The 20254-nt window shown below is 71.0% G+C and carries 18 protein-coding genes and 1 pseudogene; 16 read left to right on the top strand and 3 right to left on the bottom strand.

Annotated elements, in window-relative coordinates:
- Nucleotides 1-43 precede the first annotated feature (43 nt).
- Nucleotides 44-121, top strand: a pseudogene (locus H343_RS35860) (dihydrofolate reductase family protein); the annotation flags it as partial.
- Nucleotides 122-172: 51 nt separating this feature from the next.
- Here the strand turns inward: H343_RS35860 and H343_RS0109730 are convergent.
- Both H343_RS0109730 and H343_RS0109725 read right to left on the bottom strand, forming a co-directional pair.
- A complete protein-coding gene (locus H343_RS0109730; RefSeq protein WP_028430972.1) occupies nt 173-1795 on the bottom strand; it encodes a D-aminoacylase in 1623 nt (540 codons plus the stop codon).
- Between the two features lie 84 nt (nt 1796-1879).
- Nucleotides 1880-3151 carry an alanine racemase gene (locus H343_RS0109725; RefSeq protein WP_028430971.1) on the bottom strand — a complete coding sequence of 424 codons (1272 nt, stop codon included), beginning with the start codon at nt 3149-3151 and terminating at the stop codon, nt 1880-1882.
- Between the two features lie 148 nt (nt 3152-3299).
- On the opposite strand from H343_RS0109725, the gene H343_RS0109720 reads away from it, so the two are divergent.
- From H343_RS0109720 to H343_RS0109700, 5 genes are all read left to right on the top strand, one after another.
- Nucleotides 3300-4373, top strand: coding sequence for a sugar kinase (locus tag H343_RS0109720; RefSeq protein WP_486586858.1), 1074 nt, complete (start codon nt 3300-3302; stop codon nt 4371-4373).
- Nucleotides 4370-5134, top strand: a complete 765-nt coding sequence (locus tag H343_RS0109715; RefSeq protein WP_028430969.1) for an IclR family transcriptional regulator — start codon at nt 4370-4372, stop codon at nt 5132-5134. Before H343_RS0109720 ends, H343_RS0109715 begins: the two co-directional genes overlap by 4 nt.
- On the top strand, nt 5131-5544 hold the full coding sequence (locus H343_RS0109710; protein ID WP_028430968.1) for a RidA family protein: 414 nt from the start codon (nt 5131-5133) through the stop codon (nt 5542-5544). Before H343_RS0109715 ends, H343_RS0109710 begins: the two co-directional genes overlap by 4 nt.
- A 113-nt stretch (nt 5545-5657) precedes the next feature.
- Nucleotides 5658-7127 carry a GntT/GntP/DsdX family permease gene (locus tag H343_RS0109705; RefSeq protein ID WP_028430967.1) on the top strand — a complete coding sequence of 490 codons (1470 nt, stop codon included), beginning with the start codon at nt 5658-5660 and terminating at the stop codon, nt 7125-7127.
- Between the two features lie 173 nt (nt 7128-7300).
- Nucleotides 7301-8161, top strand: coding sequence for a S1 family peptidase (locus H343_RS0109700; protein ID WP_028430966.1), 861 nt, complete (start codon nt 7301-7303; stop codon nt 8159-8161).
- A gap of 214 nt (nt 8162-8375) precedes the next feature.
- On the opposite strand, the gene H343_RS0109695 is transcribed toward H343_RS0109700, so the two are convergent.
- Entirely contained in the window at nt 8376-9398 is a 1023-nt protein-coding gene (locus H343_RS0109695) for a chitinase (protein ID WP_078505378.1), read from the bottom strand.
- 222 nt (nt 9399-9620) lie between these two features.
- Between H343_RS0109695 and H343_RS0109690 the strand changes: the two genes are divergently transcribed.
- The 10 genes from H343_RS0109690 (at nt 9621) to H343_RS0109645 (ending at nt 20226) form a co-directional block, all read left to right on the top strand.
- Nucleotides 9621-10955: an Nramp family divalent metal transporter gene (locus H343_RS0109690; RefSeq protein ID WP_028430964.1), complete on the top strand. Its 1335-nt coding sequence runs from the start codon at nt 9621-9623 to the stop codon at nt 10953-10955.
- 297 nt (nt 10956-11252) lie between these two features.
- Entirely contained in the window at nt 11253-12248 is a 996-nt protein-coding gene (locus tag H343_RS29880) for a hypothetical protein (protein WP_486586841.1), read from the top strand.
- A gap of 3 nt (nt 12249-12251) precedes the next feature.
- Nucleotides 12252-12980 carry a Flp pilus assembly protein CpaB gene (gene cpaB, locus H343_RS0109680; protein WP_028430963.1) on the top strand — a complete coding sequence of 243 codons (729 nt, stop codon included), beginning with the start codon at nt 12252-12254 and terminating at the stop codon, nt 12978-12980.
- A gap of 15 nt (nt 12981-12995) precedes the next feature.
- Nucleotides 12996-15233 (top strand): AAA family ATPase, encoded by a 2238-nt coding sequence (locus H343_RS0109675; RefSeq protein WP_028430962.1) that lies wholly within the window; start codon nt 12996-12998, stop codon nt 15231-15233.
- A gap of 7 nt (nt 15234-15240) precedes the next feature.
- Nucleotides 15241-15708 carry a TadE/TadG family type IV pilus assembly protein gene (locus H343_RS0109670; RefSeq protein ID WP_078505304.1) on the top strand — a complete coding sequence of 156 codons (468 nt, stop codon included), beginning with the start codon at nt 15241-15243 and terminating at the stop codon, nt 15706-15708.
- A gap of 91 nt (nt 15709-15799) precedes the next feature.
- Complete coding sequence (locus H343_RS0109665; RefSeq protein ID WP_028430960.1) at nt 15800-17152, top strand: TadA family conjugal transfer-associated ATPase; 1353 nt, start codon at nt 15800-15802, stop codon at nt 17150-17152.
- Nucleotides 17153-17274: 122 nt separating this feature from the next.
- Nucleotides 17275-18219, top strand: a complete 945-nt coding sequence (locus H343_RS0109660) for a type II secretion system F family protein (protein ID WP_028430959.1) — start codon at nt 17275-17277, stop codon at nt 18217-18219.
- Nucleotides 18220-18240: 21 nt separating this feature from the next.
- Nucleotides 18241-19131: a type II secretion system F family protein gene (locus H343_RS0109655; protein ID WP_028430958.1), complete on the top strand. Its 891-nt coding sequence runs from the start codon at nt 18241-18243 to the stop codon at nt 19129-19131.
- A gap of 301 nt (nt 19132-19432) precedes the next feature.
- Nucleotides 19433-19642, top strand: a complete 210-nt coding sequence (locus H343_RS0109650; protein WP_028430957.1) for a hypothetical protein — start codon at nt 19433-19435, stop codon at nt 19640-19642.
- Nucleotides 19643-19692: 50 nt separating this feature from the next.
- A complete protein-coding gene (locus H343_RS0109645; protein ID WP_486586840.1) occupies nt 19693-20226 on the top strand; it encodes a hypothetical protein in 534 nt (177 codons plus the stop codon).
- The last annotated feature ends 28 nt before the right edge of the window (nt 20227-20254 follow it).

Here is a 20254-nt window from a genome sequence, read left to right as displayed (position 1 = left end):
CCGGGGCGCCGTCCGCGGTAGGCGGTACCCGCCGCGGGCCTGCGTGCGCCTCGATCTCGAGCTGGTCGAGGAGCGTGCCTTCGACAGCGGACTGATCTGCGCGCGCTACCGGACCCGCTGAGCCGCACCGTCGGCGACACTGCCGGAGACGGCGCCCGTTCGCCGCCCGGATTCACACGCCCCGGTACGGCGTGCGGCGTACGGAGCGGCCCGCGAGGACGTCCGTACGGCGGCCGTCCTCGATCACGCGGCGGCCGTCGATCAGCACATGCGGAATGCCGGCCGGCAGCGCGCGCGGACGGTCGAAAGTCGCGCCCGGCGCGACCGTCGCCGGATCGAAGAGGACGAGGTCGGCGCGGTAGCCCTCGCGGACCAGGCCCCGGTCGGGCAGCCGCAGCCGCGCGGCCGGCCGGGAGGTGAGCCGGGCGACGCACTCCTCCAGCGAGAGCACCCCCAACTCCCTGACGTAGCGGCCCAGATACTGCGGGAAGGTCCCGTACGCGCGGGGGTGCGGCTTGTCGCCCTGCAGGATGCCGTCGCTGCCGCCCGTGTGCGCGGGGTGCCGCATGATCTGCCGGACGTTCTCCTCGTGGCCCACGTGCTGCAGGATCGTGGTGCCCAGCCTGTCCTCGATCAGCAGGCGCCGTGCGGTGGCGAAGGGGGTCTCGCCGGCCTCTGCGGCCGACCGTGCGACCGTCCTGCCGACGTGGTGCGCCAGGGCCGGGTCGGAGACGCCGGAGATCTCGATGGTGTCCCACTCGATGGGCACCCCGTGACAGCCGTCGGCGCCCTCCACCTCCATGACGTGCCGGATGCGCGCGCACGTCTCCTCGTCCGACAGCCTGGCCAGTACGGCGTCGGGACCGCCCTCGCCCGCCCAACTGGGCAGCATCGCCACGAGCGTCGTGCAGCCCGGCGTGTAGGGATAGGTGTCGAGGGTGATGTCGCGGCCGGCCGAGAGCGCCCGGTCGAGCAGGGCGAGGAGTTCGGGGGCCCTGCCCTTGTTGATCCCGAAGTTCATGGTGGCGTGGGCGAGATGGAGGGCGCACCCGGCCTCGTGGGTGAGGGCGACCATCTCCTCGTACGCCTCCAGGGCGCCCTTGCCGTACGAGCGGTGGTGCGGGCAGTAGTAGCCGCCGTACGCCGCGACGGTGCGGCACAGCTCGGTCAGTTCGGTGTTCGGGGCGTACATGCCGGGTGTGTAGGTGAGGCCGGAGGACATGCCCACCGCGCCCTGTTCCAGCCCTTCGGCGACCAGCCGCCGCATCGTGTCCAGTTCGGCGGGGGTCGCGGGACGGTCGTCCCAGCCGACGGCGAGCATCCGGACGCTGCCCTGCGGGACGAGGTATGCGGCGTTGACGGCGGTGCCCTGGCGGTCGATCCGGTCGAGGTATTCGCCGACGGTGCGCCAGTCGAAGTCGATGTCGTCGCCGTTGCCGTTCCAGCCGGTGATGGCACCGCGCACCTCGGCGAGGGTGCGGTCGTCGACGGGGGCGTAGGAGAGGCCGTCCTGGCCGAGGACTTCGAGCGTCACGCCCTGGGCGGCTTTCGCACAGTGTCCGGGGTCGCGGAGGAGGGCGAGGTCGGAGTGGGCGTGCATGTCGATGAAGCCGGGGGCCAGGGCGAGGCCGTCGGCGTCGAGCGTGCGGACTCCGGGCGCCGCCGTCGGCCTTCTCCCGTCTCCTTCGCGGGTGATCGCCGTGATGCGGCCGCCCTCGACGGTGACGTCGGCACGGTACGGGGCGGCCCGTCCGGTGCCGTCGATGACTTCCGCGTCGCGGATGACGAGGTTCATGGGCGGGTGCCCTTCTTGTGTCGGCACGGCCTGTGCCGGGACGGGTCTGTGTCGGCAGCCTGTGTGTGCGGGCGGCCGGGAACGTCAGAAGAAGGTGCGGATGTAGTCCGTGACCGTGCCGTCGGCCGTCGTCAGCGGGATCAGCTGCCACTTGTCGAAGATCGTGCAGGGGTGGGACATGCCCAGTCCCACCCAGTCGCCGGCTTCGAGCGGCGCCTGAGTACGCAGCCACGCGTGCTGGTCGGAGAGCGCGGTGACGGTGATGCCGTCGGCCGGGCGGAACTCGCCGTCCGGACTGCGGACCGTGTGGGGCTGGGGGAGGTGCAGGTCGAACGCGGCGTCCCGTTTGCCCGCGTTGAGGAAAGCCTGGTCGGGGGCCGGACGGGAGACGACCTGCGCCCAGAGCGTGAACGCCGCCCGGAGCGCGCCCTCTTCGGGAACCCGGTTGAAGGGGGTCTTGTCGCGGTACTGGCCGTCGTCGTGGGAGACGTACGCGCCGGAGCGGAGCAGCTTGAGGACGGGCCGGGAGAGGGGCGGCAGTTCGGCGAAGACGTCGGCGACGGCGTCGAACCACGCGCTGCCGCCCGCACTGACGACGATCTCGGACAGCCCGTCGAACCGGCCCGCGGCGTCGAACGCGGCGGCCAGCGCGGTCAGTCGGCGCAGCCAGGCGGTGACGGTGCGGGGGCCGGCGTCGGGGACCTCGCCCTCGTAGCCGGCCACGCCGGCCAGCCGGAGCGTGGAGGCGGCGGCGACGGCGTCTGCGACCGCCGCGCACTCGGCTTCCGTACGGGCGCCCGTACGGGCCCCCTCGCCCGCGGCGAGTTCGACGACGACGTCGACGGGGCGGGTGGCCCCCGCCTGGGAGAGTGCCGCCTCCATCTGGGCGACCCCGGAGACGGAGTCGGCGTAGCACAGGAACCGGAAGTCGGGGTCGCGCTCCAGCTCCCCGGCGAGCCAGCGCAGGGCCGCCGCGTCGAGGAGTTCGTTGGCGAGGAAGACGCGTGGTGCGCCGAAGGCGCGTGCCACACGGACCTGGTGGGGGACGGCGAGCGTGATCCCCCAGGCGCCGTGGGCGAGTTGGCGCTCGAAGAGCTGCGGGGCCATCGATGTCTTGCCGTGCGGGGCGAAGGCCAGTCCGTGGCGCTCCGTGTAGCCCTCCATCAGGGCGAGGTTGTGCTCCAGGCGCTCGGCGGAGAGGGCGAGCACCGGTGTGGTGAAGCCGCCGGTGAACAGGTTGCGGCGCTCTGCGGCGAGAGCGGCGACGGTCGTTCCGGAGGCGTCCGGGGGCAGCCCCTTGAAGCGGTGGTCGATGCGCTCGTCGGCGAGGGCGGCGAGGGGGTCTGCGCTGGACATGGCGACTCCGTTCGTTGCAGTCGATGCAACACGCATTGCGTATTTCGCTCGGAGCTGTCTAGCATCCCGGCGCATACCCGTCAATCGACATAAGACGAGAGGGAGGCGGACAGTGGCGAGCACCGATGTCGTCTGCCTCGGCGAGTCGATGGTCACGTTCCTGCCTTCCCGGGCCGGACGGCTCGCGGACGTGCCGTCCTTCGAGCGTTCCATCGGCGGCGCCGAGTCCAACGTGGCCTGCACGCTGGCCGGTTCGGGTCACTCCGTGCGGTGGGTCAGCCGGGTCGGGCAGGACGGATTCGGCGACCACCTTCTCGAGACGATCGCCTCGCGGGGCGTCGACGTGTCCGCCGTCGGACGTGATCCGCTGCGCCCGACAGGCATCTATTTCCGCACGGAGGGGGAGCGGCCCACGGGCCCGACGGGTGAGGCCGTAACCAGCGGTGGCCCCAGCGGTGGCCCCAGTGGTGACCCCGGTGGTGACCCGGGCGGCGCCCCCGGCGGTGTCGCCGAGGTGGTGTACTACCGCGCGGGTTCCGCCGCGTCGGCCATGTCGCCGGACACGGTGGACCTCGCGGCGGTCGACGACGCGAGAGTGCTGCACGTCAGCGGCATCACCGCCGCGCTCTCCGAGGACTGCCTGGAGCTGATGCGGGTGCTGACCGGGCCCCGTGAGGGCCGCCCGCTCGTCTCCTTCGACGTCAACTACCGCGTCGGACTGTGGGAGCGGTGCGGAGGTGACCCGCGCGTGCTGCTCGACCTCGCGCGCGGCTGCGACGTCGTCTTCGCCGGAGAGGACGAGACCGCGGCGGCCTGCGGCGTCACCGGCGGTCCCTCCGCGCTGCGTGAGGCGCTGCCCGAGCCCGCCGTACTGGTCGTCAAGCAGGGTGAGCGGGGGGCGACGGCCTTCGTGGGGGAGGGAGCCGGCGAAGAGATCTTCGTGCCCGCGCTGCGGACCGAGGTCGTCGGCGAGGTGGGAGCGGGCGACGGCTTCGCCGCCGGGTTCCTCTCCGCCACGCTGCGCGGGCTGCCCGTACGGGACCGCCTCCGGCACGGCCACCTCACGGCCGCCGCCGCCCTCACCGTCCCCGGCGACCTCGCCGAGCCGCCGCCCCGCCTGCTCGCCGACCGGCTGGCCGCCCTGGACGACGAGGCATGGGGAAGACTGCGCCCCGTCCCCGGGTGGAACACCGCGAGCACACAGAAGGCGAAGACAACATGAGCCAGACCGTCGACCGCGCACTGAGCATCCTGCCCCTCCTCGCGGAAGGCCCCGCCAACCTGGAGCAGGTCGCGGGCCGGCTCGGCGTGCACAAGTCGACGGCGCTGCGTCTGCTGCGCACCCTGCACGAGCACGGCATCGTCCACCGCCAGCCCGACCAGCGCTACCGGCTGGGCACACGCCTCTTCGCGCTCGCCCAGCAGGCAGTGGAGAACCTCGACGTACGGGAGATCGCCCACCCGCACCTCGTCGAGCTGAACGAGAGGACGGGCCACACCGTCCACCTGGCGGTGCACGAGGAGGACGAAGTCCTCTACATCGACAAGGTGGAGAGCCGCTATCCGGTGCGGATGTACTCCCGCATCGGCAAGCCCGTGGCGATCACCGTCGCCGCCGTGGCCAAGCTGCTCCTCGCCGATCTGCCCGAGCAGGACAGGCGGCGGATCGCCGAACGGCTCGACTACCCCCGGTACACGGCCCGTTCGATCACGAACCCCTCGGCGTTCCTCGCCGAGCTGGCGAAGGTGCGCAAGCAGGGCTGGGCCACCGACCTGGGCGGCCACGAGGAGTCCATCAACTGCGTCGGCGCACCCGTGCGCGGACCGGACGGACGAGCCGTGGCGGCCATGTCGGTCTCGGCACCGAACGTCGTCGTCAGCGCCGACGAACTGCTCGCCCTTCTCCCCCTGGTGCGCCGCACCGCCGAGGCCATCAGCGCCGAATACTCCGGAACGACCCCGACCGAGGAACCCCACTCATGAGCGACAAGCCGGCCAAGACCGCCCTCACTCCCGCCACCCACACCACGCCGCCCGCGAAGTTCTCGCACGGCGTCCGCAAGGGCAACATCCTCCAGGTCTCCGGGCAGGTCGGCTTCGGGCCCGCCGAGCCGGGCCGGGCGCCCACACCCGTCGGCCCGGGGCTGCGCGAGCAGACCCTCCAGACCTTCGCGAACGTCGAGTCCGTCCTGCGCGAGGGCCGCGCGAGCTGGGAGGACGCGGTCATGATCCGCGTCTACCTGACGGACACCGCGCACTTCGCCGAGTTCAACGAGATCTACAACGAGTACTTCTCCGGCCTCACCGGCGCCGCCGCCGCCCGTACGACCGTCTATGTGGGCCTCCCCGCGGGGCTGCTCGTCGAGATCGACGCCCTGGCCGTACTCGGCTGAGCCGCTCCCTCCCCTGGCATGTCTGAACTCCCGCCCGGACACCGGGCGGTGAGTTCCGCATGCCTGAACGGCCCCGAACTCCCGTATCTGAGAAGGAAACCACGAGGTCCCCCATGCTGCTCGCCGCATCCGCACCCGCGGAGGCGCAGCCCCGCACAGGTGGTCTGCTCACGCTCATAGGCGGCACCGGAGGTCTGCTGACCGTCGCCGCCCTGGGCATCCTGCTGCTGCTCTTCCTCATCATCAAGGTCCGGCTGCAGCCTTTCGTGGCGCTGCTGGGCGTGTCCATGGCCGTCGGTCTGGCCTCCGGTCTGTCGGTGACCGAACTCTTCGGAACCGTGCAGAAGTCCGACGCCGTCTCCCTCATCGAGCAGGGCATGGGCGGCATCCTCGGCCACGTCGCCATCATCATCGGGCTCGGCACGATGCTCGGCGCGATACTCGAGGTCAGCGGTGGCGCCGAGGCGCTCTCCAGCCGCCTCCTCTCGCTCTTCGGGGAGAAGCGCGCGCCGCTGGCCATGGGCCTGACCGGCCTCATCTTCGGAATCCCGGTCTTCTTCGACGTCGGAATCTTCGTCCTCGCCCCGATCGTCTACGCCGCGGCCAAGCGCTCCGGGAAGTCCATCCTGCTGTACGCCATGCCGCTGCTGGCGGGCCTGTCCATGACGCACGCCTTCCTGCCGCCCCACCCCGGTCCGGTGGCCGCCGCGGGGCTGCTGAAGGTCGACCTCGGCTGGGTCATCGCGATGGGAGCCGTCACCGGCATACCGGCCGTGCTCGCCGCATGGGCGTACGCGGCCTGGATCGGCAACCGGCTCTTCGTGGAGGTCCCGCAGGACATGGTCGAGGCGGCCGAGGAGGCCAAGGCGACCGTGGCGGCCGAGAAGCGGGCGGCGGGAGTGACAGAGGAGAAGCCCGTACGCCTGAGCGTCGTGTTCGCCATCATCGGCACTCCGCTGCTGCTCATCCTGCTGGCGACCTTCTCCTCCATCGGGCTGGACCCCTCGACGCCCCGTTCCGTCATCGAGTTCTTCGGCCACCCCTTCGTGGCGCTGACGATCGCGCTGCTGCTGGCGTACTGGCAGCTGGGGCTGCGGCACGGCTGGTCCCGCAAGTCCCTGGAGTCGGTCTCCACCGCGTCGCTGAAGCCGATCGGCAACATCCTGCTGGTCGTCGGCGCGGGCGGCGTCTTCGGTGCCGTGCTCGAAGGCAGCGGCGTGGCACAGGCGTTGGCGGACACCTTCAGCGACGCGGGACTGCCGGTGATCGTTCTCGCGTATCTGCTGTCGCTGGTGCTGCGCGTCGCACAAGGCTCGGCGACCGTCGCCATCGTCGCCACGGCGGGGATCATCGCTCCGCTGCTGGCCGCCGGGGACTTCTCGCAGCCGCACCTCGCGCTGGTCATCATGGCCGTCTCGGCCGGTTCCATCTTCGCCTCGCACGTCAACGACGGCGGGTTCTGGATCGTCTCGCAGTACTTCGGCATCTCGGAGCGGGACACGCTGAAGTCGTGGACGGTGCTGGAATCCGTCCTGTCCGTCGCGGGATTCGTCGTCGCGGCGGGGGTGAGTCTCCTCGTCTGACGGCGCCGCCCGACTGCCCGGCGGTGCCCTCGGAGCGTCATCGTCCGTTTCTGTGGGCGCCGTTCGGAACCTGTGGGGTCTTGTGGGCGCCCCTCTCCTGCGCCAAGAATGCACGGCGTCACCCCCGAACGATTCTTCGTACGAGATTCGGTGAAGGAGAGGAACCCCCCACTATGAAAAGACCTCTCGTCGGCACCGTGACCGCGGCGCTCTTCGGAGCCGTCGCCCTCACGGGTGTCGCCACGACCCCCGCAGCCGCCGCCGGGCAGCAGGAGGCCCGGCCCGCCCAACAGGCGGCCGCGGCACCCGACTTCGCGGGGACGGTCGCACTCAGCAACTGCTCGGGCTCGCTCGTGCGGATGCCGGACTCCAAGGCCACCGACCCCGGGCTGGTGCTCTCCAACGGGCACTGCCTGGACGAGGGCATGCCCGAGCCCGGCCAGGTCGTCGTCGACCAGCCCTCGCAGCGCAGCTTCTCCCTGCTCGACGCCTCCGGCGGCGAGGCGGGAACGCTGACCGCCACGAAGATCAGCTACGCGACGATGACCGACACGGACGTCTCGCTCTACGAGCTGGACTCCACCTACGAGGAGATCAAGGCCGACACCGGCATCGACCCCCTCGACGTCGAGGCGTCACACCCCACCGAGGGCAACGCCATCACCGTCGTCTCCGGATACTGGAAGGAGACCTTCAGCTGCTCCATCGACGGCTTCGTGCACGAACTGCGCGAGGACGGCTGGAGCATGAAGGACTCGCTGCGCTACACCGGCGAGTGCGACACCAAGGGCGGCACCTCCGGTTCGCCCGTGATCGACGACGCCTCCGGCAAGGTCGTCGGTGTCAACAACACCCGTAACGAGAACGGTGAGGAGTGCACTCTCAACAACCCCTGTGAGGTGGACGAGAGCGGCAACGTCACCGTCAACGAGGGCACGGCGTACGGCCAGCAGACCTACACCCTCACCAGCTGCGTGACCGAGGGCAACAAGGTCGACCTGAGCCTGCCGGACTGCGCGCTGCCCAAGCCGTAGGCACCGGCGGGGCGGTGGGGTGGCGCGGCGGCGCCACCCTGTCGCAGGGGCGCCGCGGGTGAGGGGAAAGCCCGCGGCCGTTCCCCGAACCGCCGGTGTCCGCAGGCCGGTTCGGCCGGGCTCGACCGGCCCGTCCGCACCGGAGCGGCGATGTGCGCACGGCGCCCCCGGACCGGAAGGTCCGGGGGCGCCGTGCGTGTGGGGAAGGCGGGTGTCAGGGCATGGCGTCCACGTACGGGCCGACCGTGCCCGACCAGCTGTTGCCGCTCGCGGCGTCCCAGTTGGTGGACCAGGTCATGGCTCCGCGCAGACCGGGGTAGGTCTTCTCGGGCTGGAAGCTTCCGCAGCCGGTGCCCTTGGTGAGGCAGTCCAGAGCGTCGGTGACCACGCTGGGCTCGACGTAGCCGGAGCCGGCGGCGCTGGGGGAGGCGGGCGTGCCGATGCCGACCTGGGAGGGGTCGAGGCCGCCTTCGAGCTGGATGCAGGCGAGCGCCGTGAGGAAGTCGACGGAGCCCTGTGAGTAGACGTTGCCGTCGCAGCCGTTCATCGAACCGCTGTTGTAGTACTGCATGTTGACGACGGTCAGGTAGTCCTTGATGTTCAGCGCCGTCTTGAAGTACTCGTTCGAGGTGGACTGCATGTCGATCGTCTGCGGCGCCATCGTCACCACGACGTCGCTCTTCTGGCTGTGGATCGTGTCCAGGGCCTTCGTCATGTACGTCGAGTTGAGCCCGTTCTCCAGGTCGATGTCGACGCCGTCGAAGCCGTACTCGTCCATGAGGGAGACGATGCTTTCGGCGAACGCGTCGGCCGAGGCGTCGTCCGCGACGCTGACGTTGCCCTTCTCACCGCCGACAGAGATGATCACCGACTTCCCGTCGGCGTGCTTGGCCTCGATGTCCGCCTTGAAGTCGTCCTCGGAGCCGTAGCCGGTCGCCGGGTCGAGGGTGAAGTCGACCTGGCCGGGGCTTCCCGTGGCGTCCGCGAAGGAGACGGCGATGATGTCGTAGTCGCCCGGTACGTCCGAGAGCTTCTGGGTGGTGGCGCCGTTGTCGAAGTTCTGCCAGTAGCCGGTGACGGCGTGTGCCGGTACTGCGGAGGCGCCCACGCCGGTGCCGGCCGCCGGGGAGGCGTCTCCGGTGGCGTTGGCGGTGCCGACTGTGAGCGCTCCGCAGATTGTCAGTGCCGCCGCTGTGAACGCCGCGGCGGCGCCCCGGAGCGTGCGGGGGTGGGTCAGGGATCGTGCGCGTGCCACAACTGCCTCCGTGGTGGGGGGAGATGGGAGGGGTGGTGCGGATTGTGGTGCGCGGGGCCCTGCGCTTCGCAGCCAAGATGGTCCAGACCATTCGCGTTGTCAAGACCTCTGGCAGTCGTTCAAGGCCTTGTATTGATCGTCGCCGGGGAGATTTGATGCGCCCGGCAGGACCTGGAGCGGGGACGAGTACGAAGGCGGTAGGGGATGACAACCGACGACAGCACACAGAACGGGACGGACGGCGCCGCGTCCCCCCAGCAGGGGGACGCGCGGCCGTTCGTGCGCAAGGCCAGCTGGAAGCGGGTCGGCCCCGGGATCGTCGTCGCCGCGACCGGAGTCGGAGCGGGCGACCTCGTCGCGACGCTCGTCGCCGGCAGCAAGTTCGGCTACACACTCCTGTGGGCCGCCGTCATCGGCTGCCTCGTCAAGATCGCCCTCGCCGAGGCGACCGGGCGCTGGCACCTGGCCACCGGACGCACCATCTTCGACGGCTGGCGCGACCTGGGCTCGTGGACCACGGTCTACTTCGCCGTCTACGTCGTCGTCTGGGGCTTCGTCTACGGCGGCACCGCGATGTCCTCCTCCGGACTCCCGCTGGAGGCGCTCTTCCCCGGCGTGCTCGACCTCAAGGCGTGGGCGATCATCACCGGGCTCGTCGGGCTCGCATTCGTCTGGTTCAACCGGTACGCCGTCGTCGAGAAGCTCATGACGGTGCTGATCGGCCTGATGTTCCTGGTCGTGGTCTACCTCGCGATCCGCGTCACGCCGGACGTCGGCGCGACCTTCGCCGGGCTCCTGCCCGTACTGCCGGACGGCTCGGTGCTCTACACCCTCGGCCTGATCGGCGGTGTCGGCGGCACGATCACGATGGCCGCCTACGGGTACTGGGTGAACGCCAAGGGCTGGACCGACAGCGGCTGGATGAAGATGATGCGGCTCGACAACCGCGTCGCCTACCTCACCACCGGCGTCTTCGTCGTCGCCATGCTGATCGTCGGCGCGGAACTGCTGCACGCCTCGCAGGTCGCCCTCACCGAGGGCGACAAGGGCCTCATCGACCTCGGGAAGATACTCGAGGAGCGCTTCGGCGCCTTCACCGCCAAGCTCTTCCTGGTCGGCTTCTTCGCCGCCTCCTTCACCTCGCTGATCGGCGTGTGGCACGGAGTGAGCCTGCTCTTCGCCGACTTCGTCGAGCGGGTGAAGGCCGCCCGCAAGGGGGCCGGCGACGGGCAGACCGTACAGGCCGTGGCCCGCGGGGAGCGGGAGCGCTCGGCACCCTTCCGCGCCTACCTGCTGTGGCTGACCTTCCCGCCGATGGCGCTGCTGTGGCTGGACCAGCCCTTCGGGCTGGTCGTCGCCTACGGCGTGCTCGGCGCGTTCTTCATGCCGTTCCTCGCGCTCACCCTCGTCTGGCTGCTCAACTCCGACCGTGTGCCCGGTGAATGGCGCAACGGCATCCTCAGCAACGTGATGCTCTTCCTGGCCGGCATGCTCTTCGTCGCGCTCTGCGTCCAGCAGGTGCGGGAGCTCCCCTGGTGAGCTGAGAAGCGAGCATCCGGCCCGTCCGGTCCCGCCCGGCGCCCGCCACGGACCCGGCCCGACAGCCCCCGGAGCCCGCCTCGCGCCCTCCCCGCCGTGCCCGGCTCCCCCAGCCGTACCCGCGAACCGGATTGACCCGCTCCCGGGACGGGGTATGGCAGGGGGAGCGGGCGGGCCGGAAACCGTTCCAGAGGCGTGGGCTCCGCCGTAAGCTGTGATGTCGTCACATCGGTACGACAGTCGGGTACTTGGGCTACCTGGGGCTTCCACGGCCCGGGTCGGACGTTCGGGGGCGGGATGACAACTGCGCTGGCAGTCACCAGCCACGATCACATGCTGTCCCCGCCCGACCGGCACACCCCGCGGGCCCACGTCTTCAAACCGCCCGAGGAGCAGCCGTTCGAGGCGGCGCTGGCCGAGACCCAGAGCCTGATCGAGCAGCACGGCCACCTCGTCGTCGTACATCCCGCGACGCTCAGCAAGCCGTTCCTGCACCGGCTGCACGCCGTGCGCTCCGTACTGGAGAGCGACCGCGTCGCCCTGCTGCCGACGACGCTCCCGCCACTGGGTACGGGCGTGCTCGTACGGCAGTTGAGGCAGCTCTCGCTGTGCGAGTTCAGTCCGGGCGTGCTGGGCGCGGCGGTCAGGCTGCTCGCGCACTACGTCTACGCGGGTGCCCTGCTCAACTCCGTCGCCAAGCTCGACCATGTCCCCGTACCGCTCACGGCGCACGCCAAGTCATGGATGCCCAAGGCGCAGTTCGCCGTGCTCGCCGCGCCCACGCCTCAGCTCGTACGGCTCGACGGCGGGCCCGGGGGCGGCGGCGGAACCGGTTCGAAGGCCCAGGCCACCCTGGCGGGACCGCAGTTCGCCACCCAGCTCACCGTAGCGCACGGCCAGCTCACCTCCGACTGGGTGACCTCCACGCTCGCGCGCACCTGGAACACCGGCGGCGTGCAGGAGGCGTATCTGCCCAAGGAGTCGCCCCGTTGGTGGGGCACCGGCAAACTCGTCGAGTTCGCCGCCGCCATCCCCGACGTCTCCGTCCTCTACCAGCTCGTCTCCTCCGTGCGGCGCGACGAGTGCCACTGGTGCGGACTCGAACTCATCGGGGACCGCTGCGCGTTCTGCGCCGCGCCCGCTGCGCAGGGGGCGGCCCCCCGCAGAGCGTCCTCACCCCGCCCAGCCGCCGGGGGCAGGGCCGGAGCGGGGCTGAGCGGCTACCGCCGCGCGGCCGAGCCCTCCTCAACGCACGCCCGTCACACCGTCGTCGCCGATCCCCGAGGTCTGTAGTCCATGAACTCACGCCAGCGCCGTGGCGTCATCCTGCTGATCGTCTCCGTCCTGTGCGCCCTGGCGGCGTTCGCCGGCGTGCTGGCGCTGATACGTGACGTGGAGTCCAAGGTCGGCCCCGAGACGACGGCGTACAAGCTGAAGGCGGACGTACCCGCCTACCGGGCCCTGAGCGGCGAGCAGTTCGACAAGGTCTCCATGCCCGAGCGATGGCTTCCCACGACGGCCGTCACCGACCTCGACTCCGTGCGCGGCAAGGTCGCCACCAACCGGCTGCGCAAGGGATCGCTCCTGCAGCGGGACATGATGGCCGAGCGGCCCGAACTCGAGCCGGGCGAGCAGGAGATCGCCATCATGATCGACGCCGAGACCGGCGTGGCCGGGAAGATCAACCCGGGCAGCCGGGTCAACATCTTCGCCACCTTCGAGGGCGAGCAGCAGTCCGGCGGCAAGGGGCGGTCGCCCAACCAGTCCAAGGTCATCGTCAGCGGCGCCAAGGTCATCGACGTCGGAGAACTCACGCCCTTCAAGGAGGACGGCGACGACGAGCGCACCCGGCGGCGCGAGGCGGACGGCGTCCCGATCACCTTCGCCCTCTCCTCGGCCGACGCCCAGCGTGTCGCCTACGCCGAGTCGTTCGCCGAGCACGTCCGGCTGGCCCTCGTGGCACCGGGCGACAGCACCGAGCTCCCCGACAGCGACCGCACGTACACGCTGACCGGGGACGAGTGAGGCAGGAATCAGCCCATGGTCACCCGTATCCAGCCAGCCGTCAGCGACCCGGACGCAGCCAGGTCGCTGATCGGTCTGCTCCGCCAGCTCCCGGACAGCGAACCCCTGCCGCCCGCCGTGGACTCCACCCGGCTGCTCGACCTCCTGGAGCAGTCGGCCGGTGCCTCCGTCGCGGACCTGCCGGAGGTCGTGCTGGTCCACGAACTCATCGGCCCGCTCCCGGCCCTGGAACTGATCCGCGAGGTCGCCCTGCGCTTCCCCGCGGTCGGCGTCGTCCTCATCACCCGTGACACCAGCCCGCCGCTCTACTCGGCCGCCATGGACGCCGGTGCGCGCGGTCTGCTCGGACTGCCGCTCGGCTACGACGACGTCGCCGCCCGGATCGGCGCCGCCGCGTCCTGGGCCGCCGGAGTACGGCGGCACCTGGGGGGCGGCGACGACGAGACGGCAGGGTCCACAGGCACCGTCGTCGCGGTCACCGGCGCGAAGGGCGGCGTCGGCACGACACTGGCGGCGGTCCAACTCGCCCTGGCCGCACAGTCCTCCGGGCGCGGCAGCGCGCTCGTGGACATGGACCTCCAGTCGGGCGACGTCGCCTCGTACCTGGACGTACAGTTCCGGCGCTCCGCGGCCGACCTTGCGGGCATCAGCGACATCTCCTCGCGCGTGCTCCAGGACGCCGTCTACACCCATGAGTCGGGGCTGGGACTGCTGCTCGCACCGGGCGAGGGCGAGCGTGGCGAGGAGGTCGACGACAGAGCCGCCCGGCTCATCATCGGTGCGCTCAGGACGCGTTACGACATCGTCCTCGTCGACTGCGGCACACAGCTCAACGCCGCCAACGCCGCCGTCATCGAGACGGCCGACGTCGCGGTGCTGGTCACCACGCCGGACGTCGTGGCGGTAAGGGCGGCCAAACGCATGGTGCGCATGTGGGACCGCCTCCAGATCCGCAAGGCGGAGGAAGCCGTCACTCTCGTCAACCGCACCTCCCGGCTCACCGAGATCCAGCCCGCGCTGATCGCCCGCATCGTCGGCACGCCCGTGGCGCGCACAACCGTTCCCGCGAACTTCAAGGAGCTGCAGAGCGCCGTCGACGCCGGCCGCATGCAGGACCTGGACAGCAAGGGGTCGGTCAGACAGGCGCTTTGGGGGTTCGCCGGTGAACTGGGGCTGGTCACCGCGGCGGAGGCGTCCTCGGGCAGCAAGCACGCCAGGGGAGGGAAGGGAGGCAGGGGCGGTAAGGGCGTCATGGCACTGGCCAGGCAGCACAAGCAGCCCCAGTCCCAGTCCCGGCCTCAGTCCCAGTCCCAGCCTCAGTCCCAGAACCCGGCGCACCCCCGACAGCAGGCCCACACGCAGCCCCACAGGCAGATGCCGGGACCGGCGCCGGGCAGCCGCGCCCTGCCTCCCGGGGGAGGAACGGGACAGACGCGGGGACCGGGCGGCCAGGGCGGGCAGCCCGCTGGGTCCGCCGGCTCCGCGGCTCCGGAGCCGGGCATACCCGGCTCGTCCGGAGCCCCCGGCGCAGGAACGTGGGGCGGCGCCTCCGGCGGCACCCCCCAGGGAGGGCCCGCTGCCGGAGCCGACCGGCAGGCGCTGCCGTCCGGTTCGTCCAGCCGGACGCTCGGAGCCTTCGGGGACGAGGCAGCGGACGGCGGTCCCCACGGAACCGGGCAGAGTTCCCCCTCGCCGCTGCGGAACCGTATGCCCGGACCCATGTCCGCACCCACGCCCGGAGCGGCGCCCGGCCCGGCGCCCGGAGCGGCCCCCGGATCGGACGTGCACGCGGGACCGGCAGCCGGCGGGGGATTCCCACGCACGACCGGCGCCCGGCCCCCCTACGGCGCCGACGGAGACGACGACGAGGACGGCGAGACGAGCGTCTGGGGCGACCGCGGCGCCGTGACCGTGGAGTTCGCGGGGATGGCTCCCGTCGTGCTGCTCGTACTGGCCGTCCTGTGGCAGTGCGTGCTCATCGGCTACACCTTCTCGCTCGCGGGCAACGCCGCGGACGAGGCGGCCCGCGCCGCCACCGCCGCCGCGTCGGACGGCAACGCCCAGGGCGCCTGCCAGGAGGCGGCCACGGAGCATCTCCCCGCCGAGTGGCGCAAGAACTCCGAGGTCGACTGCACTCTCTCCGGTCACCTCTGGAAGGCCCACGTCGACCTCGGAACGCCGGTCCTCTTCCCCGGCGCGGGCAAACTTCCCTTCACCGTCAGCGGCAGAGCCGGCGCCGCGGAAGAGGGGTGAGCCACGCATGCGGACGACGCGGACAGGAACAGCGGCGGGAGCCCCCTCACGGGGGGCGGCCCGCGGCACGTCGGTGAACCCGCTGCGCCGTGCGGTACGGGCCCTGCTGCCGCGCGCTGCCCGCGAGCAGCCCGAAGCAGGCGCCTCCAGCCTGGAGTTGGCGGGAATGATGCCGCTGCTGCTCATCGTGGCCGTCTCCGCCATCCAGCTCGGCATCGCCGGATACGCCGTGCAGCAGGCCGGCACGGGTGCGCGAGCCGCCGCCCGTACCGCGAGCCAGGAGGACATCGCCGGCAGCTACGCGTCCACCGGCAGGGCCGCCATGTCCGGCTGGACCGCCTCCCGCAGCAGCTTCGCGCTCGGCGGCGGCGGTGACGAGGTCGAGGTCACCGCAACCGTCACCATCCCCTCCATAGTCCCCGGCGTCGACGACTTCGGCGACGCCTCCCGGTCCACGACCATGCCCCGCGACTGACCGGCCGCCCGGACCGGCCGCCCGGACCGGCCGTCCCGCCGCCAGAACAGCCAGAACCGCCCGGAAGTGTGACGAAGAGAGGAGGCCGGACATGAGCCTGCGGGCCCGCATCACCCCCCCGGAGTCCAGGGCACGGAACGCGGCGGCCCCCACTGACGGGACCAGCCATCTCGTGCCGGTCTACCGCACCAAGCTCCTCGAAGAGATCGACCTCGCCGAGATGTCCGCGCTCGCACCGCAGGAGCGCCGGACGCGCCTGGAGCGCGTACTCGGGCACATCATCAGCCGCGAGGGTCCTGTACTGGCCACCGACGACCGGGCGTCGCTCATCCGCCGCGTCGTGGACGAAGCCCTCGGGCTCGGCGTGCTGGAACCTCTCCTCGAGGACGCCGGCATCACCGAGATCATGGTCAACGGGCCGGATCAGGTCTTCGTCGAACGTGCGGGGCGGGTCGAGCAGGTGCCGGTCCGCTTCGCCTCCGACGAGCAGCTCATGCAGACCATCGAACGCATCGTCTCGACCGTCAACCGCCGCGTGGACGAGTCCAATCCGATGGTCGACGCCCGTCTGCCCTCCGGTGAGCGCGTCAACGTCATCGTCCCGCCGCTCTCCCTGACCGGCCCGACGCTGACCATCCGGCGCTTCCCCCGTGCGTACGCCCTGCACGAACTGATCGAACTCGGCACCCTCGACGAGCACATCCTCTCGCTGCTCTCCGCGTTCATCCGCGCCCGCTTCAACGTGATCGTCTCCGGCGGCACGGGCAGCGGCAAGACCACACTCCTCAACGCCCTCTCCGGGCTCATCCCCCAGCACGAGCGCATCATCACCGTCGAGGACGCGGCCGAACTCCAGCTGCAGCAGCAGCACGTCATCCGTCTGGAGACCCGGCCGCCGAACGTCGAGGGCAAGGGCCAGATCACCGTGCGCGACCTCGTACGCAACTCGCTGCGGATGCGGCCCGACCGCATCATCGTCGGCGAGGTACGCGGCGGCGAGACCCTGGACATGCTCCAGGCGATGTCGACCGGACACGACGGTTCGCTGGCCACCGTGCACGCCAACAGCGCTGAGGACGCGCTGATGAGGCTGCAGACGCTCGCCTCCATGTCGGAGGTCGAGATCCCCTTCCCCGCGCTCCAGGACCAGATCAACTCGGCCGTCGACGTCATCATCCAACTCGCGCGCCTCGCCGACGGATCGCGGAAGATCGTGGAGATCGTCCTCCTCGCCTCGCACGGCAGGGAGACCTTCCAGATCGCCTCCGTCTCCCGGTTCGACGTACGGCCCATGGCCGCCGACGGCAAGGTCCACGGAACGTTCGAGCATCTGCCCGTACCGCGGCGTGCCGCGGCGCGGCTGCAGATGGCGAGCGAAACGGTGCCGCCGGTCTTCGGAGTCGCGGACGACGCGTCGAAGCTCGCGACGAGAGAGGCGGTGTAGCGCCCCACGGCAACCGCACCCCATCCGCCGCGCCCCGCAGCGCGCCGCGAGGCCCGCCTTCGATCACCCGGGCCGGACGCCGCAGACCCACGCCCCTCCCGGACCAGGACCGAGGACCTGCCATGGACACCACCGCACAACTCGCGCTCGGCGCCTTCCTGCTGGCGAGCGCCCTCGCCGTCGCGGGGGTGCTGACCTACGCGGCGGGCCGCGCACAGCGGCGGGCCGTCATCGAGCGTCTGTCCGCGGGCGGCGGGGGATACGAGCTGCCCTCGGGCCGCCGCAGGCACTTCACCGGCGTCGACCGGCAGTTGCGCCGGACGCGGGTGGGCCGCCGCGTGCAGCTCAAGCTGGCGGCCACGGGACTGGACATCACACCCGGCGAGTTCGCCGTCTACGTCCTGGCCGCGGTCGCCGGCCTGTGGCTGGTCGCCGCCTCCGTCCTGGCACCGTTCTTCGGCCCGATCGCCGGACTCCTCGCGGTACTGGCCGCCAACGCCTTCCTCACCCACCAACGCAGCCGCCGTACCGAACAGTTCATCAACCAGCTCCCGGAGCTCTCCCGCATCCTCGCCAACGCCACATCGGCCGGACTGGCCCTGCGCACCGCGCTCGGAATGGCCGCCGAGGAACTGGACGCGCCCGCGGGCGACGAACTCACCCTCGTCACCAACCAGCTCGCCCTCGGCCGCTCCATCGACGACGCCCTGGGTGAACTCGCCGAACGTCTGCCCTCCCGCGAACTGGTCGTGCTGGTCACGACATTGGTGCTCGCCAACCGCGCCGGCGGCACACTCGTCGCCTCGCTGCGCAACCTCACCGCCACCCTGGAGGAACGCAAGGAGACCCGCCGCGAGGTGCGCACCATGCTCGCCGAGGTCAACGCGACGGCCTTCACCGTCCCCGTGCTGGGGCTCGGCGCGATGCTGATGATGAACTCGATGATGCCCGGCGCCCTGGCCCGCGTCACCGGCTCGGCGATCGGCCAGCTCGCGATCGTCGCTGCCGTCGGGCTCTTCGCCACGGGCTTCTTCGTCATCCGCCGACTCGGCAAGATCGAGATCTGAGGAAGGGAGTCCGAGGACACCATGCTGCCCCTTCTCCTCGCCGCCGTCGTCGGCCTCGCCGTGTACGGAGCCCTCGCCGGCATCCGCATGTACCGGGCCGAGACCGAACTGCCCGGCGACCTCGCCGTCGCGCTGGAGGTCGGCGCCACACGAACGACCGTGCGCGAAGCGGCGGTCGACCGTCTCGGCATGCCCCTGGCCCCGCTCGTGCTCCGGCTGATGGGCCGGCAGCGCGTCGCCAGGAAGCGCCGCAGGATCGACCAGGCGGGCAACCCGGGCGGCCTCACGGTCCAGCGCTACGCCGCACGCCGCGCCGCGTACGGGGTGTTCGGCGTCGTCATGGCGCTCGTCGGGATCTCCGCGGACAGCCTGCTCTTCGCGGCGCTGGTGCTCGCCTTCGGCTGGAGCGCGGCCGACCTCGCCATCTGGCAGGCCGTCCGCGACCGCAAGCGCGTCATCGAGCGCACGCTTCCCGACTTCCTCGACGTCCTGGCCGTCGTGGTCTCTGCGGGACTCAGCTTCCGGCAGGCCCTGGAGCGCGTCGCCGAGCACTACGAGGGCCCCTGGGCCGACGAACTGCGCATCACACTGAGGCAGATGGACCTCGGCGTCGGCCGCCGCCAGGCGTTCGACGAGCTGCGCAAGCGCAACTCCAGCGAACAGGTCGACCAGTTCGTCACCGCGTTGCAGCAGGGCGAGGAACTGGGCGCCCCCATCGCGGACACGCTGATCCAGATCGCGACGGACATGCGCCGCACCGACGCGCAGAACGCCCGCCGCCAGGCGGCGAAGACCGTACCGAAGGCGACGATGACGACCATCGCCTTCCTGCTGCCGGGCACACTGCTGCTGATCGTGGCCACCTTCGTGCTCGGCTCCGACACCGACTTCGGTTCCGTACTGAACGGGTGAGGGAATGACGAACGAGATGCCCCGGGCCGGGCCGACGCCGTCCACCCCTCTCCTCTTCGTCGGCGCCGACCGATGTGGCACAGTCTGCATTCGGACGACAACGTTGGGCTACCGGACGGGAGGTGGGCACAGATGACGGACCGTCCGGGCCCTCACCCGGCTGACCGGCTGCTCAACTGCCCTGCGGTGGACGTCTGTTTCACCCACGGCAAGAGTGACAAGAACTACACCAACCGGGCCGGGAGCGCGGGGGAGCACTTACCGACGGGGCTCAACCCGGCCATCAGCGAAGGAGATCGTGATGTCGAAGGCCATGCGCCGCTGGCGCCAGCGCGTCACGGAGCGATTGCGCGGCCACGAATCGGACACGGGCGCGGGGGCGATCGAATACGCGGGCATCGTGATCATCGTCGCGGGAATCATTCTGGCCATCCGGGGACTGGGCCTGGACGCCACCATCGCGGGTGCGATCGGAACCTGGGTGAACGCGGTAGTCGGCGGTGGCGGATAGCCAACCGCCTGCGTGACGACGAGGGCCAGACCGTCATTCTCTACGGGGCCGTGATCGCGGGCCTTCTCTTCATGGCCTTCGCGTTCTTCGCGGTGGCCCAGGCGGGAACGGTACGCAACGGCGGCCAGTCGGCGGCCGACGCCGCCGCGCTGGCCGCAGCCCAGGACGACCGTGACGAGCTCTACGACGGCTTCCGTGACGCGCTCGGCGACGGTGACGACTGGCAGGACTGGCTCGACGGCCTCGGACCGCTCACCGGGGACGGATGCGGCGAGGCGGAGTACTTCGCCGGACGCAACCGCTCCGACGTGGTCAGCTGCGAGGCCGTCTCCCGGAACGGGGACGACGGTTACACCGTCGAGGTCCGGACTCGTTTCGACACGGGCGACAGCATCGTTCCCGGTGCTGCCAACAAGAAGGCACAAGCCACCGCCACCGCTGTGATCAAACCGCGCTGTGATTTCGCGGATGACGCGGATCTCATCGAAATCACGTGTGACGGAGACGAGTTCACCATCGATCCCGATGATGTGGACCTCGACCTGGAACCGGCGGACCTCTTCTCGGTGGTGCTGGTCGGCTGATGAGCGTAAGACGAATTGAGGACGAGCG

The organism is Streptomyces sp. TAA204 (assembly GCF_000424965.1).
This window is presented reverse-complemented; position numbering and strand designations above follow the sequence as displayed.